The sequence below is a fragment of the Mycobacteroides sp. H003 genome (genome assembly GCF_001440135.1).
GTDB lineage: Bacteria > Actinomycetota > Actinomycetes > Mycobacteriales > Mycobacteriaceae > Mycobacterium > Mycobacterium gwanakae.
The window spans coordinates 14,542-30,641 of the sequence record NZ_LJYL01000034.1 but is presented as its reverse complement, the minus strand read 5'-3'; the positions used below and the strand labels follow the sequence as shown (position 1 = coordinate 30,641).

General features: G+C 64.1%; 15 protein-coding genes and 1 tRNA gene. 7 read left to right on the top strand and 9 right to left on the bottom strand.

Annotation, left to right across the window (positions count from 1 at the left end; genetic code table 11):
• Positions 1-13: 13 nt before the first annotated feature.
• The 3 genes from AOT87_RS20255 to AOT87_RS20245 all read right to left on the bottom strand — a co-directional run bounded on the left by AOT87_RS20255 (position 14) and on the right by AOT87_RS20245 (position 2,826).
• The gene (locus tag AOT87_RS20255) at positions 14-892 is read right to left on the bottom strand and encodes a hypothetical protein (RefSeq protein ID WP_057966987.1); all 879 of its coding nucleotides are present in this window, start codon (positions 890-892) and stop codon (positions 14-16) included.
• A gap of 97 nt (positions 893-989) precedes the next feature.
• Positions 990-2,342, bottom strand: coding sequence for a zinc-dependent metalloprotease (locus AOT87_RS20250; protein ID WP_030096968.1), 1,353 nt, complete (start codon positions 2,340-2,342; stop codon positions 990-992).
• Between the two features lie 70 nt (positions 2,343-2,412).
• Positions 2,413-2,826 (bottom strand): DCC1-like thiol-disulfide oxidoreductase family protein, encoded by a 414-nt coding sequence (locus AOT87_RS20245; RefSeq protein ID WP_057966986.1) that lies wholly within the window; start codon positions 2,824-2,826, stop codon positions 2,413-2,415.
• Positions 2,827-2,887: 61 nt separating this feature from the next.
• On the opposite strand from AOT87_RS20245, the gene AOT87_RS20240 reads away from it, so the two are divergent.
• The 4 genes from AOT87_RS20240 to AOT87_RS20225 all read left to right on the top strand — a co-directional run bounded on the left by AOT87_RS20240 (position 2,888) and on the right by AOT87_RS20225 (position 7,764).
• Positions 2,888-3,922 (top strand): PDZ domain-containing protein, encoded by a 1,035-nt coding sequence (locus AOT87_RS20240; RefSeq protein ID WP_057966985.1) that lies wholly within the window; start codon positions 2,888-2,890, stop codon positions 3,920-3,922.
• 117 nt (positions 3,923-4,039) lie between these two features.
• Positions 4,040-7,006 (top strand): UPF0182 family protein, encoded by a 2,967-nt coding sequence (locus AOT87_RS20235; RefSeq protein ID WP_030096971.1) that lies wholly within the window; start codon positions 4,040-4,042, stop codon positions 7,004-7,006.
• 149 nt (positions 7,007-7,155) lie between these two features.
• Positions 7,156-7,229, top strand: a tRNA-Met gene (locus tag AOT87_RS20230).
• 97 nt (positions 7,230-7,326) lie between these two features.
• On the top strand, positions 7,327-7,764 hold the full coding sequence (locus AOT87_RS20225; protein WP_057966984.1) for a VOC family protein: 438 nt from the start codon (positions 7,327-7,329) through the stop codon (positions 7,762-7,764).
• A gap of 96 nt (positions 7,765-7,860) precedes the next feature.
• Here AOT87_RS20225 and AOT87_RS20220 read toward each other — a convergent pair whose 3' ends face one another.
• Positions 7,861-8,220 (bottom strand): MmpS family transport accessory protein, encoded by a 360-nt coding sequence (locus AOT87_RS20220; protein ID WP_057966983.1) that lies wholly within the window; start codon positions 8,218-8,220, stop codon positions 7,861-7,863.
• 179 nt (positions 8,221-8,399) lie between these two features.
• Here AOT87_RS20220 and AOT87_RS20215 point away from each other — a divergent pair, with 179 nt between their 5' ends.
• Positions 8,400-9,158, top strand: coding sequence for a hypothetical protein (locus tag AOT87_RS20215; RefSeq protein WP_057966982.1), 759 nt, complete (start codon positions 8,400-8,402; stop codon positions 9,156-9,158).
• A gap of 7 nt (positions 9,159-9,165) precedes the next feature.
• Here AOT87_RS20215 and AOT87_RS20210 read toward each other — a convergent pair whose 3' ends face one another.
• Entirely contained in the window at positions 9,166-9,612 is a 447-nt protein-coding gene (locus AOT87_RS20210; protein WP_109398799.1) for a Clp protease N-terminal domain-containing protein, read from the bottom strand.
• Positions 9,613-9,664: 52 nt separating this feature from the next.
• Here AOT87_RS20210 and AOT87_RS20205 point away from each other — a divergent pair, with 52 nt between their 5' ends.
• Both AOT87_RS20205 and AOT87_RS20200 read left to right on the top strand, forming a co-directional pair.
• Entirely contained in the window at positions 9,665-9,961 is a 297-nt protein-coding gene (locus AOT87_RS20205; RefSeq protein WP_075908196.1) for a hypothetical protein, read from the top strand.
• A gap of 190 nt (positions 9,962-10,151) precedes the next feature.
• Positions 10,152-12,224, top strand: a complete 2,073-nt coding sequence (locus AOT87_RS20200) for an AMP-binding protein (RefSeq protein ID WP_057966979.1) — start codon at positions 10,152-10,154, stop codon at positions 12,222-12,224.
• On the opposite strand, the gene AOT87_RS20195 is transcribed toward AOT87_RS20200, so the two are convergent.
• From AOT87_RS20195 to AOT87_RS20180, 4 genes are all read right to left on the bottom strand, one after another.
• Positions 12,225-12,647: a TIGR03668 family PPOX class F420-dependent oxidoreductase gene (locus AOT87_RS20195; RefSeq protein WP_057966978.1), complete on the bottom strand. Its 423-nt coding sequence runs from the start codon at positions 12,645-12,647 to the stop codon at positions 12,225-12,227.
• A 2-nt stretch (positions 12,648-12,649) separates the two neighbouring features.
• Complete coding sequence (locus AOT87_RS20190) at positions 12,650-13,150, bottom strand: hypothetical protein (protein WP_030096979.1); 501 nt, start codon at positions 13,148-13,150, stop codon at positions 12,650-12,652.
• Between the two features lie 156 nt (positions 13,151-13,306).
• Positions 13,307-14,518, bottom strand: a complete 1,212-nt coding sequence (locus AOT87_RS20185) for an acyl-CoA dehydrogenase family protein (RefSeq protein ID WP_030096980.1) — start codon at positions 14,516-14,518, stop codon at positions 13,307-13,309.
• Between the two features lie 32 nt (positions 14,519-14,550).
• A complete protein-coding gene (locus AOT87_RS20180; protein WP_057964393.1) occupies positions 14,551-15,954 on the bottom strand; it encodes an acyl-CoA dehydrogenase family protein in 1,404 nt (467 codons plus the stop codon).
• Positions 15,955-16,100 lie beyond the last annotated feature (146 nt).

Genomic DNA, 16,100 nt, shown 5'->3' with positions numbered 1-16,100 from the left:
AAGTGGGTCTTCGTCAATTTCCAGCGAAATAGGCGCCGCACGGGCACAACGGATGTGCGGTCCAATGCCGGGCCGTCAACGCGTGAGTGGCCAGGTCGAGCTCGAGTGTCGCGTTGAGCGTCACCAGTGGTCCCGGCGCCTGTCCGCGAATCGCCGACAGCACTCTGTCTATCTGCGCCAGCGCCACCGCCGCGGTGCCCAGCACCGTGGCCGGCGCGGCGACACCCACGGTTCCGGTGAGTTGAGCGGCCACCGCGGGCCACTGTTCGTCGCGATCACGCCGATGGCGGTCGGCGCATTGCAGGCAACTGGTGATACCAGGTAAAACCATGGGCCCAATCAGACCGGTGCCGTCGCGCGCCCGGACGGACAGATGCGGCACCTCGGCATCGGCCAGTGCCCGAAGTAGCCGGGTGTCGGCAATCAGGTCATCGGCGAGTATCGCCAAATCTACGTGTTGCCAAGACTTTCCGTGTGCCGACTGGGTTGCGCGCTGGATACGCGCCGAGGTGTGCCGGAGCGCCTCGGCGAGGGTGTCGGACAGCGGGCCGCGGCCCACGAGCCGGATCACCGGCGAAGCGGCCGTGACGGATCGGGTGCGCCGGATGACGGCGCCGGTGTCGACCAATTCCTCGAGCAGCGCCCGAATGTCCTCAGCGTCATGAAAGTCCTTGACGCACTGAAGGCCAAGGATCTGACTCCAGGTGAGTTCGTCGTTCAGGGAGTGCAGCAGCTGGCGTACCGCCGCGGCCGGCGCGGTGGATGAGGGGCGCACGATCACCGCATGACGCGGCATCCACCCGATCTGAACTCCGTCATCCGGCCTCGGCAGCACCGGGCGTGCCGGATCGAGGGTGAAGGTCGGCTCGCTGGACATGGCCCACTGTGGCATATCCGGGGTGCGCGCCGGGCGGCTGAAAGCCGTTTATCCACAGCCTTATTCGACCCCTGACCAGCGCCGAATGTGTGAGCCGCAGATTTCTCCGGTTTTATTCGGATGTGCCCGGATCGAGCTTCTCGATCTGCGCGATCGGGTCGTCGATGGCGTCGGTGTCTCCGCCGACGATGCGATCGATAAAGGCGGCTGGGTTGTCCAGATCGCTGGCATCGGGAATCAGATCGGGGTGTGCCCAGATCGCGTCGCGCTTGTCCACGCCCACGGCGTCGGTGAGCCTGCGCCACAGATCTGCGGCTTCGCGCAGCTTGCGCGGCCGCAGCTCCAGGCCCACCAGGGTGCCGAAGGTCTGCTCGGCCGGGCCGCCCGTGGCGCGGCGGCGCCGCAAGGTCTCGCTGAGGGCCGCGGTCGCGGGGATGCGCTCGCCGAGCGCGTCGGTCACCACGGTCTGCACCCATCCCTCGATCAGCGCCAGCAGGGTTTCCAGGCGTTCCAGGGCCTGCTCCTGTTGCGGCGTGGTCTTCGGCTCGAAAATGCCTTGGGACAGAATCTGTTCCATATCGGACGGATCGCCCAGCGAAGCGGGGTTGAAGCCGCGTGCGGCTTCTTCGATGGCGCTCATGTCGATCGAGATGCCCTTGGCGTACTGCTCGAGGGTGTCCATCAGCCGGATGGTCAGCCAGCCCACGCCGCTGAACAACCGGTGGTGCGCGGCTTCCCGGGCGGCCAGGAAGGTCATGATCTCGCTCTTGGACTGTTCAAGGCCCTCGGAGAACGCCTCGATGGCGACCGGAAGCAGAGCCGCGGTGCCCTTGGGGCCCAACGGCAATCCGATATCGGTGGAGGTCAGCACCTCTCGGGACAGCTGTCCGAGCGCCTGGCCCAGCTGCGATCCGAAGGCCATGCCGCCCATCTGGGTCATCATGCCCAGCAGCGGCCCGGCCATGCCCTGGGCCTCTTCGGGCAGGTTCGCCGCCCACATGCCTGAAATCTGTTCGGCGACAGGGTCGACGAGCCGCTTCCAGTTTTCCAGGGTGTTGTCCACCCAGTCGGTCGCGGTCCAGGCTGCGGTTCGGGTGGCCCCGGCGGGTAGGGCGGTGGCTCCGTCGAGCCAGGTGTCGGCCAGATGCACCGCATCGGTGATCGCCGATTGGGTGCCCTCGGTGATAGGCGCGACGAAACCGATTGAGCTTGAAGCGAGTTGCCGGGCGATGTCGTAGTTGACCGCGCCCGCGGACTGACCACTGGCCGCACCGGCGGCAGCCCCGCTGAACATCTGGCCCAGCTGGGTGAAGATCTGCCCGAGGTCGGCGGGATTGAATCCACCAGATCCGAAGCCGAACGGGTCCGCGCCCGACGGTCCCGAGCCAGGGCCCGGCCGCGCGCCGTCGCCCGGCTCACGGTCGGGGTCGTCGCCAGCAGCGAATCCAAAGGGGAGGTCGGCCATATCTCCACGGTACCGCTGGTAGACATGGCCGGATCACGCTGTCAGTGAACGCACCCGTTTTGGCATGGGATCAGGCCAGGAAGCGCGCCCGGACCTCCGGAGGCGGCACCGGGCAGGTGTCGTACCTCCCGAACACCCGGTATCGGGTTCGGGCGACCAGCCGGTAGAGCGCATCGCGGATGGGGCGCGGAACCAGTGCGATGAGGGAGGCTCGTCGGGTGCCGCCGAGATAGTCGATGATGCGCACCACTCCGTCGGACCGGATATGAATTCGTTCGGCAGGATCGCCCGGGTTGTCGACGATCACGAAGGAGTCGACACCGACGAGTTCGGGGTGCCGCGCGACCACCTGCTTGCCGTATTCACTGTCGAGCGCCGCGAAGCGCATCGTTCCGACCTTGTCGTCCCGCAGGATCTTCTTCACCGCCCCGTTGCACAGTGCGCATACGCCGTCATACAGCAGGACGGGGGCATGATCGTTCATCGGACCTCCACCGTGAGACTACCGACGGGGTCCCGAGCAGGGCTTGCCATAGGGTGCAGGCATGAATCGCCGCGTAGCGACGCTGCTGGTCGCGCTGGTCCCGATCATCGCCTTCGCGTTGTTGATGTCGGTGATCACCGTGCCGTTCGTCTCCCTGGGACCGGGCCCGACCTTCAACACCCTCGGTCAGGTCGAGGGCAAGGAGGTCGTCGACATCAAGGGCACCAAGGTCGACCCGGTGTCGGGCCACCTCAACATGACGACGGTCTCCCAGCGCGACGGACTGACATTGGCCGACGCGCTGCGGTTGTGGGCGAGCGGGCGCGAGCAGCTAGTTCCGCGGGACGCGGTGTACCCGCCTAATCGGTCCAAGGACCAGGTGGACAAGGAAAACGACCTCGAGTTCAAGAAGTCCGAAGAAAGTGCTGAATTCGCGGCGCTCGGATATCTCAAGTACCCGACGGCGGTCACCGTCCTGACCATCAGCGATGACGGACCGTCCAAGGGCAAGCTGCAGGAGAACGACGCGATCACCGCGGTGAACGGGCGACCGGTCGCCAACCTGGAGGAGTTCACCGGAGCGCTCAAGGCGACCAAGCCCGGTGAGGTGGTGACGCTGGACTACAAGCGCAAGAACCCCGAGGGCAGCAGTAAGACCGAATCGGTGAAGATCACGCTCGGCAAGAACGCGGATCGTGACTACGGGTTCCTGGGGGTCGGAGTTGTGCAGGCACCGTGGGCGCCGTTCACCATTGATTTCAACCTGGCCAATATCGGTGGGCCGTCGGCCGGGCTGATGTTCAGCCTCGCGGTGATCGACAAGCTGACGCCCGGTGAACTCGACGGTGGAAAGTTCGTTGCCGGAACGGGAACCATCGACGCCGAGGGCAAGGTGGGGCCCATCGGTGGAATCACGCACAAGATGCAGGCAGCCAAAGACGCTGGAGCAACGGTGTTCTTGGTGCCGGCGGCCAACTGCGCCGAGGCCAAGACGGACGGTGGCCAGGGGCTCACCATGGTCAAGGTCGGCACCTTGGCCGAAGCGGTTGACGGGCTCAACGCCCTTGATCGCGGTGGTCAAGCGCCTAGTTGTTAGCGAGCCTCACCACCCTCGATGCTGGCCGATGCCCGCTGTTCTGCGGCTACAGTGGGGCTGAGAATCGAAGCGCGAAAATTGAGCCGTGCTTGAACACTCGACGAGGAGCGTAGCGACGTGGGAATGCGGCCGAATGGGGCTCTGCCACGATTGACCCGACGGAGCCGGCGACTGGTCGCCGCGGCGTTGGTGATCGTGGTGTTGTTGTTGATCGGCCCACGCCTGGTCGACACCTACATCAATTGGCTGTGGTTCGGTGAGCTCGGATTCCGTGGCGTATTCACGACCGTGCTGCTGACCCGGCTGGCCTTGTTCCTGATCGTCGGAATCTTGGTCGGTGCTGTGGTTTTCGCGGGCTTCGGATTGGCATACCGGGCGCGGCCCGTGTTCGTGCCCACCAAGGGGCCGGGTGACGCGCTGGCGCAGTACCGTGCTCTGATCCTGTCGCGGGTGCGGCTTTTCGTCATCGGTGTTCCGGTGCTTATCGGCGTGCTGGCCGGCATTGTGGCCCAAAGCTATTGGATGCCCGTGCAGCTGTTCCTGGAGGGCGGGGACTTCGGTATCAAGGATCCACAGTTCGGCCTGGATCTCGGGTTTTTTGCCTTCGAGCTGCCGTTCTATCGATTCGTGCTGACGTACCTGTTCATCGCGGTCTTCGTCGCGCTCATCGTCAACGCCTTGGTGCACTACATCTTTGGTGGCATTCGGCTGTCCGGTCGTTCGGGCACGCTGTCGCGCCCGGCACGCATCCAGCTGGTGACTCTTGCCGGAATTCTGGTGCTGCTCAAGGTTGCCGCCTACTGGCTCGATCGGTACGAACTGCTTTCGCACACGCGGGCCGGTAAGCCGTTCACCGGCGCCGGTTACACCGATATCAACGCGGTGCTGCCGGCCAAGCTCATCCTGCTGGCCATCGCGGTGATCTGCGCGGTCGCGGTGTTCTCGGCGCTGGTGCTCAAGGATCTGCGGATTCCCGCGATCGGCCTGGCGCTGCTGCTGCTGTCCTCGTTGGTGGTCGGCGCCGGCTGGCCGCTCATCGTGGAGCAGTTCAGCGTCAAACCCAATGCCGCGCAGAAGGAAAGCGAGTACATCGCGCGCAGTATCAAGGCGACGCGCGACGCCTACGGACTGACCGACGACGTCGTGACCTACCGGGACTACAGCGGTACCGCATCGGCGCCCACCGGCAGTGAGCAACTGGCCAAACAGGTTGCGGCCGATCGTTCCACGATCGCCAATATCCGCGTTTTGGATCCCAACATCGTGAGCCCGGCCTTCACTCAATTGCAGCAGGGCAAGAACTTCTACGCCTTCCCCGATTCGTTGTCGATCGATCGGTATCAGGACAGGAGCGGCTCGCTGCGCGACTATGTCGTTGCCGCACGTGAGCTCGATCCGGCCAAGCTTCGTGATAACCAGCGCGACTGGATCAACCGGCACACCGTCTACACCCACGGCAACGGATTCATCGCCGCACCGGCCAACACCGTGCGCGGAGTGGCCGATAAGCCGGACGAGAACGGCGGGTACCCGGAATTCCTGGTGAATGCCGTCGATGACAACGGCAAGGTCCTTTCCGACGGCCCGGCGGCGCTGGCTCAGCCGCGCGTCTACTACGGCCCGATTATCGCCAGCGACACCAACGACTATGCGATCGTCGGCAAGAACGGTGACGATCGTGAGTACGACTACGAGAACAACTCCGGAACCAAGAACAGCACCTACACCGGTACCGGCGGCGTGCCGGTTGGCGGTGCGCTGGCGCGGACGGTCTTTGGCCTGAAGTACGCCGAACGGAACTTCCTGTTCTCCAACGTGATCGGGGACAACAGCAAGATCCTGTTCAATCGGGACCCAAGCCGGCGGGTGGAAGCGGTGGCGCCGTGGCTGACGGTCGACAGCGGGACCTACCCGGCGATCGTCGACAAGCGCATGGTCTGGATCGTCGACGGCTACACCACGCTGGACAACTACCCGTACTCGCAGCAGACGTCGTTGTCGGAGGCCACCTTTGACAGCCAGGTCGGCAAGACCGGGGGAGCGCTGCCCAACCAGCAGGTGTCGTACATCCGGAACTCGGTCAAGGCGACGGTGGATGCGTACGACGGCACCGTCACCCTGTATCAGCAGGACGAGAAGGATCCCGTGCTCAAGGCATGGATGAAGATCTTCCCCGGAACGGTTAAGCCGAAGAGCGACATCTCGCCGGACCTCGCGCGCCACCTGCGCTACCCGGAGGATCTTTTCAAGGTGCAGCGGACGCTGTTGGCGCGTTACCACGTCAACGATCCGGTGACCTTCTTCTCCACCAGTGATTTCTGGCAGGTGCCCGATGACCCGAACGCGTCCACCGGTTCGCAGCCGCCGTATTACATCGTCGCGAAAGATATTACGAAGAACGACAATTCGGCGTCATTCCAATTGACCAGTGCGCTGAATCGTTTCCAGCGTGACTTCCTGGCCGCCTATGTCAGTGCCAGCTCCGATCCCGAAACCTACGGGAAGATCACCGTTCTGACGGTTCCCGGAACGGTGCAGGGCCCCAAGCTGGTGAACAATGCGATCACCACCGACAACCAGGTGTCTTCGCATGTCGGCATCATCAAGAACCAGAACATCCTGCGGTGGGGCAACCTGCTGACACTGCCGGTGGCCAACGGCGGATTGTTGTTCGTCGAGCCGCTGTATGCCTCGCCGGGCCAGGGTGATCAGTCCTCGTATCCGCGCCTGATCCGTGTGGGCATGTTCTACAACGGCAAGGTCGGCTACGCGACCACGGTCAGGGATGCTCTGGACATGGTGTTCGGGCCCGGTGCCGGTGCGACGGCAACCGCCCCGGCGGCCGAACCCGGAAATGTGAACCCGCCGCCGCCCAGCGGTCAGAACGTTCCGATCGTTCCCCCGGCTGCCGTGCCGCCGGCGGGGTCCTCGGAACTGTCCTCGGCGAAGACCGCCGCGCTGCAGGAGGTTCAGCGGGCCATCGGCGAGGTGAAGGATGCCCAGAAGAGTGGCGACTTCGCCCGGTATGGGCAGGCGCTGAAGAGCCTTGACGATGCGATGACGAAGTTCACACAGGCCAAGTAATTTCCGTCGAATGTCGACTTTTCGGGCCAAAGTCCGAGATAGAAGTCCGGAAAGTCGACACTCGGCCGAGGCGTTCGTGGGTGCGTAACTGCAGGCCAGGTAAACGATTTGGTGCCACGCACTGCGCCCGGTAACCTTGTGTTCACCACCGCGGGGTGGAGCAGCTCGGTAGCTCGCTGGGCTCATAACCCAGAGGTCGCAGGTTCAAATCCTGTCCCCGCTACTAGGTACGCAGGCCAGAGACTCAGTCTCTGGCCTGCGTCATTTTTACTCCGAGATGTTCGGCCACTCTCGCTGCCCGGCTCGGTAGCATCCCTGCGATGGCCATCAAGCTCGAAAACGTCGGCATCGCCGTTGAGGATCTCGAAGCCGCTATCGCGTTTTTCACCGACCTCGGTCTCACAGTCCTCGGTCGCGCCACCGTCAGCGGCGAGTGGACTGACACGGCCGTCGGTCTGGACGGCAATCACGCGAACATCGCGATGCTTCAGACGCCAGACGGCCATGGTCGGATCGAACTCTTCGAGTACATCCACCCCGAAGCAATAGCGTCGAACCCCACTCGTCCCAATGACATTGGCATGCATCGCGTCGCGTTCTCGGTCGACGACATCGATGAGGCCATCGAGATAGCCGCCAGGCACGGCTGCCATCCGTTACGCGGTGTCGCCACCTACGAGGACGTCTACAAGCTCACGTACCTTCGCGGTCCCAGCGGCATCCTCGTGATGTTCGCCGAGGAGCTGAAGAAGGGTTGAGGGAGGGTTGACGGGCCGACCCGCCGAGACATGGAACGCCGTGGACTCGGCGGTGTTGCTGACGGTCGCGAAGCATCGCTGACCCCGTGGCGAGCGCTATCCGTGGCAGGTGGCGGTTGAGTCCTGCGCCGCGGCGGTGTTTTCGACCTTGACCTTGCCGTTGACGATCAAGCGGCATGTCGCTTCGGCCCCTGCGGACTGGGCGCTGACGAAGTACGGGGGATCGGTGATATCGCTGGTAAAGGTCCAGGTCCAGGTGCGCTGAGAGCCGTCGACGGGCTGCTCACGCATATGCCCGAGGCTGTCTCGCCAGGTAATCGCCGTTAACGGGCGATCTGAACTGATGACGTAGAGAACAGTGTCCGGGGGCTGCGGAGTGATGGCGAGCGAAGCGCCGAATGCTGTCGCACCGACCGCAGTGGTGCAGACGGTGATCAGAGTTGCTGCGAGTGCCACGGATCAGCCCTCGTCGCTCTCTGGGGTCGAGACCATGAGCTTCATTGCCCGTCCTTATCTTGTTGTGCTGAGGGCACAGTACGCCCGATCACGTTCACGCCGTGGCGATTTGACGGTCTGAATTCAGAGGAATCGATCCCCGTCGCGCGCCTGGACTCCGGCCGCGAGATGATGGGCATATGGGTCTCATCGCGTTACCAAATGCCGTGCTCTCCGATGCCGATATCGCCGACGCATTGAGCCGCGCTGTCCGGGTGATCAACCCCGTCCTGACCGTGCTGGCGCAGTCCGATCCCTTTGGACTCAAGGAACGCACCTACGAGCTGGGCGAAGGCGACGGAGTCGTCGACAAGGCGCTTGATGCCCTGGCCTGCGCTCTGAACACGGCCACAACCCCGGGCACCCGCGCCTGGGAGCAGCTGGACACGCGCGGAAAGGTGCACTGGTGGGTGCAGCGCGTGGGCGCCGTCAATACCGTATTTGTCGCGTTCCCAGGGATTTTCGGTGCACTCGCGGCACGGCTGCCCGTACAGGACCTGCTGGGATTCTCCAACCAGGCCATTGTCCTGGTGGCCATCGCCCGCGAGCTTGGTATCGGTGATCACCAGGAGCAAGTCCGGCTGCTGGCGAAGGTGCTGTGCAATCGCACCCTCAGCGATGCGGCGCTGGCCGGCGCCGACGATCAGGACCCGGAGACGCCGCGGAGCTGGTCGCCGTTCGCCCTGGCCCGCACCCTGTGGCACCTCGCGGGCATCCTGCGGGCCATCGGCGATGAGCTGGAAAAACGGCCGCAGCCCAAGCCGATTTTCCGTTATCTGGGAATGCTGCCGGCGGTGGGCAGTGTGGCCGGATATTTCGGCGAGTACGGGGCTCTGCGGCGGGCCGCGAGCGCGGGGGAGAAGAGCATCGCCGCGCAGTCACGACCTGCGTACGCCTAACCGCGTCCTAGTCGCCGAGGTTCTCGTCCAGATGGGCCCGGACGTTATCCCAGAGGTCCAGAACGTCCACGTTGAGCTTCTCCCAGATTTGGATGATGAGGGGGTCGGCCGCGTCCACGAGCCCCAAAAGTAGGTGCCCCGTGCAGATTTCCGTGTGCCGCCTGCTTGTGGACGCGGTCATCGCCAGCTCAAGTGTCTGCTGGGCGCCCGGAGTAAACGCCATCTTCTCGGTTGGCGGCTCCTGGCCCAACGGCACGAGCTGCTGAATGACCCGTGACCCGTTCTCAAAACGGACTCCGGCGGTAGCGAGCAGCCGGGCGCCCAGGCCGGTGCCTTCGCCGAGTAGACCCAGCAGGAGGTGTTCTGCTCCGAGATAGTTGTGCTGGCGTTCGCGTGCTTCCTCCTGTGCGATCACGATGACCTGTCGCGAGCGCTCGTTGAACAGATGGAACATGACCCTCCCTATCTCCGGCTCAAGGTACATCTTGCCGGAGCTGGGTTCGGTGATGAGTTACTGTCACGGCATGAGCGCTGTGAAGGTCTTGGCTGGAACCGGTTTCGTGGCAGTCGCGCTGCTCGCGGGATGCTCGGGTGTCATCAATCAGGGTGGGGATACCCCATGCAAGGACTTCATCGCCGCCGAGGAGCAGAAGCAGAACGACGCGGTGAGCAAGATGCTCAAGGATCAGCGTGGGCGTGATGCCTCGAATCTGGAGATCTCCGCGACACGTACCTCGGTCACGATGTACTGCAAGACGCTGGGGAACGACAGCAGCAAGATCCGCGAGGCTCCCCACATCTAGGTAGGGCCTTCACGCAGTGTTTGCCTGGCCGCGGATATGTCCGGCTGGGGTTGCGGGCAATCGCCCCGCGCTGCACTGGGCAATCTGGTCACGGCAGTGACAGGAACCACATCTGTTCCTGGGCAGTGATCCGCGTCATCGGGTACGCTCGCGCGGTGCATGACCGAAAACCCCAGGTAGGACTACTATTATGGTCGCTGATGTAATTAGTTGCGACAAGTTGCTCAGTCACCCGCGCGGGCTGGTGTGGGAACTGATCAGCTCACCCGACATGTACCCGATGTTCTTTACCGGCGTCGGTTCCTGCGAGACCTTGATCGAGAACACCGAAACAGGGCCCGATCCCGAATACCTGGTGCTGTCGGCCAAGACCACGGCGCGCGTTCGGCTGATTCTCAGCAACACCAAGGAAAGCCTGGCTATCGAGGGAGTCGATAACGACGGACTGATCTCGGTCCGGTTGTTCGAGGAACGTTCGGCGCAGACCCGGGTACGCATCACGGTGTTGCGGGCGGCCTCCGTCTTACCACCCGGCATCAAGAAGCCGAGCGTGGCGGTAAACCAGTGGTTGATGGATGGGCTGGACAAAATCGACGACTATCTGTCCGGCGCGTCGACTTCCACCGTGTCCAACATGGGTGATAACGGAAATATTCAACTCAGCATCGCCCGGCTGATGGTGGGGGTCGGCGTGGTGCGTATCCCGCGCCCCGACCGCGGACTTCGCCAGTTGGGTTCACTGGCGCGGTGGGGATTCACTCTTCAGGGCGGATACGCGGCCGCGGCGGCCCGTGCCCCCAAGCAGCTCGCGATCGCCGATGACGCCGGACAGCTGACCTTTGAGCAACTCGACCGGCGCGCCGAGGCGATGGCCACCGGTCTGATGCGCGACGGTATCAATGAAACGTCCAAGATTGGCCTGCTGGCTCGCAACAACATTGCCATGGTCGAGTGCCTCATTGCCTTCGGCATGCTCGGTGTGGACGTGATGCTTCTCAACAACGCATTGGCAGCAACCCAGATCCAGATTGCTGTGGCGCGGAACAATCTCACCAAGGTGTTCGTCGACGACGATCTGGATGAACTCGTCAGGTACGTGCCCTGGGAGGTCGAGCTCGTCAGCACGGGCCGGCGCAGTGCCATCAATGGCCGCCGCGGGCTCGATGACTTCGTTGTCGCCGACAAGCCGGGAGTGTTGCCGCCCACCCGTCCCGGCCACCAGGTGGTGCAAACCTCCGGAACGTCGGGAACCCCCAAGGGAGCGTTGCGGCCGACGCCGCGTGGGTTCGCCGTCATTGCCGCGATGCTTTCGCGGATGCCGATGAAGATGAACGAGACCATGCTCATCTCGGCGCCTGTCTTCCATGCCTGGGGACTGGGCTGCCTGCAGATCAGCACCCCGCTGCGGGCGACGGTGATCCTGCAGGAGAAGTTCGATCCGGAAGAATGCCTGCGGGCCATCGCCACCCGTAAGGTGACCACGCTGATTGCCGTCCCCGTGATGTTGCAGCGCATCGTCGATCTGCCCGCCACGGTGCGCCAGAAGTACGACACTTCGAGCCTGCGATTGGTTGCCTGCAGCGGGTCGCCTCTGAATGCCTCACTGGTGCAACGGTTTACCGAGGCGTTTGGTGAAGTGCTCTACAACTTCTATGGGTCCACCGAAGTGTCCTGGGCCACCATTGCCGACCCCGCGGATCTTGCGATCGCTCCCACCACCGTGGGGCGGCCGCCGTTGGGCACCACCATCGCGATTCTCGATGCCGACCGGCGCCCGGTGCCGCGCGGCGTGACGGGACGAATCTTCGTCGGCAATGAGATGTTGTTCGACGGGTACGTCGCCGATCCGTCTCCGGCCTCGGTCAACGGTCTGCTGGACACCGGCGATCTGGGTCACCTGGATGCCGATGGTCGTCTGTACATCGATGGGCGCGACGACGAGATGATCATCTCCGGCGGTGAAAACGTGTTTCCCCGGCCGGTGGAAGACGCGTTGGCCTTCTTGCCGCAGGTTGCCGATGTTGCCGTTGTCGGGACCTCCGATGACAGCTTCGGTCAGCGGCTGTCGGCGTTCGTCGTGCTACACAAGGACGCCGGTCTCGACGGGGACATGGTGCGCGCCTTCATCAAGAATCGGCTCAGCAAGTTCCATGTGCCCCGCGACGTGTACTTCGTCAACGCACTGCCGCGTACGTCCACCGGCAAGGTCATCAAGAGACTGTTGCTCGCGGACTGCGCGCGCGATGGGATCAGGCCGGAGTAGTCACGCCTGAACGGGGGAGGCGGTCCACCCGCTCCACCGGGAAACTTCGGTCAGCACCATGGGGCCGGCTGGCGGAGTTTCTCGATACTGCCGATACTTGTTCGCCAGCAGGCTGATCCAGGCCGGATCGGGCTTGTCGAGTGTCCGGGCTATGCCATCGGCGCGCGCCCACCACAACGCCGACCAATCCTCGTCGTAGTGGTCCACCAGGAAGCTGGCGGCTGGATTCGCGGCGATGTTGCGCAGTCGCTGTAAATCGTTGCGTGACTTCGGCTTGTGATCAACCGCCCAGCAGATGACATCATCGGCGACCGCGAAGGTCACCGGAACCAGGTGCGGCACAGTCGATGCGTGCACCGTCGCCAGCCTCGCCACCGTCGCCGTCCGGAAACGGCTCCGTGCGTCGGCTGGGTCGAGTCGCACGCCTAGTGCGCGCCCCCGTTGCAGATGTTGGACAGCACGTGGAAGTTGTTGACGCCGTCGAACAGTAGGCCCCCCACCGCAGCGCCACGGTCGATGATCTCGGGGGAGGAGCGCACCTCGGGGGCGGCCACCAGCCACGTTCCGGAGAGGTCGTAGGCGCCGCTCAGGCCGTCGGCGTAGGCGGTGAGCTGCTGGCGGGGCCCGGGTTCGGTGATGCCGTCCAGGTTGGCGCGCACGCCGTCGTTGACCCGTCCCCACATGTCGCGGGCCTGCCCAATGGCATCGACCTGACGGTCCAGGCCGGAGTAGGCGGGGTTGTCGCCGCGCAGGTACATCAGGGCCTCGGTGACGATCGGGCCGTTGTTGGCCGGGTCATCGACGGCCTTGGACATCTGGTTGATCGCGGCGCAGGTCGATTCGTCCGCGCTGGCCACCGGGAGGCCCGCGCCGAACGGAATGATGGAACAGCTCACCAGGGCAAGCAGACCTGACCGAACCCACATATGTCCTCCACAAGATGATGTATCGCGCCGATAAAAACGGGAGCTTAGCTGTCTTTGCCAGACTTCGCTCAGCTGGCTCACAGAACGCTCGTCGGGAACCACTGCGGCCCCTCCGGGGGATTCCCGAAAGGGCCGCAATGGATCTTGATCAGTGCATCACTTGAGTTCTGCGGAGCTCAGCCCCAGCAGGCGGCGGGCCACCACCAGCTGCTGGATCTGCTGGGTGCCCTCGAAGATGTCCAGGATCTTCGAGTCGCGGCCCCACTTCTCCAACAGGGTGCGCTCGGAATAGCCAGTGGTGCCAGCCATTTCGACAGCCTTGAGGGTCACATCGCTACCGACCCGACCGGCCTTGGCCTTGGCCATCGACGCTTCCATCGAGTTGGGGATGTTGTTGTCGGCCTGCCATGCGCTACGCAGGGTCAGCAGGTACGACGACTCCCAGTCGGCTTCCATGCGCAGGAACTCGGCCGCGGCCGCGTGCTGAGCGTGAGCAGGCCGGTCGTAGGAGATCTCGATGCCGGCGTCTTCAAGAATCTTGCGCAGTTCCTCGAGCGAGGCCCGCGAGACTCCGACGGCCATGGCCGCGACGATCGGGCGGGTGTTGTCGAAGGTGCTCATCACACCGCCGAAACCCTTTTCGGTGTTGATCTCCGGATCGGACAGGATGTAGTCCTTGGGGATCCGTGCATTGTCGAAGCGGATGACCGCGGTGTCGGATGCCTTGATACCGAGCTTCTCCTCGAGACGCTCGATCGTCACGCCCGGGTGCTCACGCGGAACCAGGAAAGACTTGATGGCCGGACGGCCCTTGGTCTTGTCCAGGGTGGCCCACACCACGATGTGGGTGGCACGCGAACCGGCGGTGACGAAGATCTTCTCGCCGTTGATGACGTACTCGTCACCATCGAGCTTGGCGGTGGTGGTGACCGCGGCAGAGTCCGAACCGAAGCCGGGCTCGGTGATGGCCATGGCGGCCCACACCTTGCCGAACTTGTCGGCGTCTTCCTTGGTCGTCACGCTCGACACCGCGGCGTTGCCCAGCCCCTGGAAGGGGATGGTCAGCAGCAGACCGCAGTCGCCCCAGCTCATCTCGAGGGCATTCAGCAGCGCGGACATGTTGGCGCCGTTGACGTTCTGCTTCTCGGTGTTCTCCTCGGCGCGGAAGGCCTCGGCACCGGCGAAGGCGAACGTGCCCGCAGCGGTGACGCCGGCGAACAGCGTCTCCAGGGTGTCCAGCTCGACGGGGTAGGTGTGCTCGGCCAGGTCGTACTTGCGGGAGATCGGCCGTACCAGCTCGGCAGCGCCCTGGTGCCCCTTCTCCTGAACCGCCTGCAACTTCTTGGGGAGTTCCAAATTGATTGCCATGGAAAGACTTTCGTTTAGTAGAGGTTCGGGGCTTAGAGGACTACGACGCCTTCGGCGACACCGATGGCACGCAGGTTGCGGTACCAGCGCTCCACCGGGTGCTCCTTGGTGAAGCCGTGGCCGCCGAGCAGCTGCACGCCGTCGAGGCCGATCTGCATGCCCTTGTCGGTGGCCAGCTTGCGGGCCAGGGCGGCCTCGCGGATGAACGGCAGGCCCTGCTCGGCGCGCGAGGCACCGCGCAGCGTTACCAGACGAAGACCGTCGAGCTCGATGGCGATGTTGGCGCACATGAAGGCAACGGCCTGGCGGCGGGCGATGGGCTCGCCGAATGCCTCGCGCTGCTTGACGTAGGGGATCACGTAGTCGAGCACGGCCTGGCCGGTGCCGACCGCCAGGGATGCCCAGCCGAGACGGGCCAGTGCGACGGCCTCCGAGTAGTCGGACTCTCCGGCTCCGTCCTCGCCCAGCAGGCCGGCGGCGGGAACCGCGACGTTGTTCAGGTTCAGCCGGCCCAGGGCCGCGCCGCGGATACCCATGCTCGGGTCTTCCTCGACCGTGATGCCCTCGGTGCCGGACTCGACGATGAACAGCGACGGGCGGCCGTTGTAGTTGGCGGCCACGATGAACAGCTCGGCCTGTGCGGCAGCGGGAACCAGCGACTTGACGCCGTTGAGGCGGAAACCGCTGGGGGTGCGGGTGGCCGTGGTCTTCAGGCTGAACGGATCGAACAGTGCCTGCGGCTCGGCGATGACGACAGAGGCCTGCGGCACGTTCTCGCCCGCGAACTCCTTGAGGTAGGTGGCCTGCTGGTCGGCGCTGCCCCAGTTGGTCAGTGCGGAAGCCACACCTGACGGCGCCAGGATCGGCAGTGCCAGGCCCAGGTCACCGTATGAGAGAGCTTCGGCGACAAGGGAGTTGGTGACGGTCGAGCGCTGCGAGGCGATGCCGTCGAAATCCTCGGGGATGTTGATGGCGGTGACGCCCAGCTCGGCGACCTTGCTCAGCAGATCGGCGGGGTAGGTCTTGTTCTTGTCCGACTCGTAGGCGGCCGGGCGGATGACCTCGACGGCGAATTCCTTCACCGTGTCGGCGATCATCTTCTGCTCGTCCTCGGGAGTGAGGTCGAAGTAGTCGGCGTTCGCCTTGTCGAGGCGCTTGGGGGCGCCCTTGCTGCCGGTCACCTTCTTGAAGGTGCGGTTGGCAACGCCGAGCGTGGTGAACAAGCCCTTCGTGGTCTCGAAGATGCCCTTGTTGAAGGCTCCGCGCAGGTTGTACTTGTCCAGCAGCTCCGAACCCGCGATCGGGGTCAGCACCGCGATGAGGATGTCGATCGCGCCGCGCTTGTGCTTCTGGAGGCCGACGCCGGTCTCGTGTTTCGCCAGGCTCTTGCTCTTGGCGGCCTTCTTCTCGTCGCGCGGGGTCAACGTGTTGGTCATGTCACCAGCCGTTTCTGGGGTCAAAGTGGGGTTCTGCCGGAGTAACTGATCGTTACCTTACTCCGAAGTAAGAACCGTATCTTACTAAGCGGTAAGGTCCGCACAAAACGAGGTGCATGTCACACCGATGGACCCCGCGGCACGCG

What these genes read in the sequence shown, in the direction of transcription:
- AOT87_RS20205 (WP_075908196.1), top strand. Translation starts at nt 9,665, where the DNA reads ATGAGTTACTGTCACGGCATGAGCGCTGTGAAGGTCTTGGCTGGAACC.
- AOT87_RS20215 (WP_057966982.1), top strand. Translation starts at nt 8,400, where the DNA reads ATGGGTCTCATCGCGTTACCAAATGCCGTGCTCTCCGATGCCGATATC.
- AOT87_RS20185 (WP_030096980.1), bottom strand. Translation starts at nt 14,518, where the DNA reads ATGGCAATCAATTTGGAACTCCCCAAGAAGTTGCAGGCGGTTCAGGAG.
- AOT87_RS20245 (WP_057966986.1), bottom strand. Translation starts at nt 2,826, where the DNA reads ATGAACGATCATGCCCCCGTCCTGCTGTATGACGGCGTATGCGCACTG.
- AOT87_RS20225 (WP_057966984.1), top strand. Translation starts at nt 7,327, where the DNA reads ATGGCCATCAAGCTCGAAAACGTCGGCATCGCCGTTGAGGATCTCGAA.
- AOT87_RS20250 (WP_030096968.1), bottom strand. Translation starts at nt 2,342, where the DNA reads ATGGCCGACCTCCCCTTTGGATTCGCTGCTGGCGACGACCCCGACCGT.
- AOT87_RS20255 (WP_057966987.1), bottom strand. Translation starts at nt 892, where the DNA reads ATGCCACAGTGGGCCATGTCCAGCGAGCCGACCTTCACCCTCGATCCG.
- AOT87_RS20180 (WP_057964393.1), bottom strand. Translation starts at nt 15,954, where the DNA reads ATGACCAACACGTTGACCCCGCGCGACGAGAAGAAGGCCGCCAAGAGC.
- AOT87_RS20200 (WP_057966979.1), top strand. Translation starts at nt 10,152, where the DNA reads ATGGTCGCTGATGTAATTAGTTGCGACAAGTTGCTCAGTCACCCGCGC.
- AOT87_RS20210 (WP_109398799.1), bottom strand. Translation starts at nt 9,612, where the DNA reads ATGTTCCATCTGTTCAACGAGCGCTCGCGACAGGTCATCGTGATCGCA.
- AOT87_RS20240 (WP_057966985.1), top strand. Translation starts at nt 2,888, where the DNA reads ATGAATCGCCGCGTAGCGACGCTGCTGGTCGCGCTGGTCCCGATCATC.
- AOT87_RS20190 (WP_030096979.1), bottom strand. Translation starts at nt 13,150, where the DNA reads ATGTGGGTTCGGTCAGGTCTGCTTGCCCTGGTGAGCTGTTCCATCATT.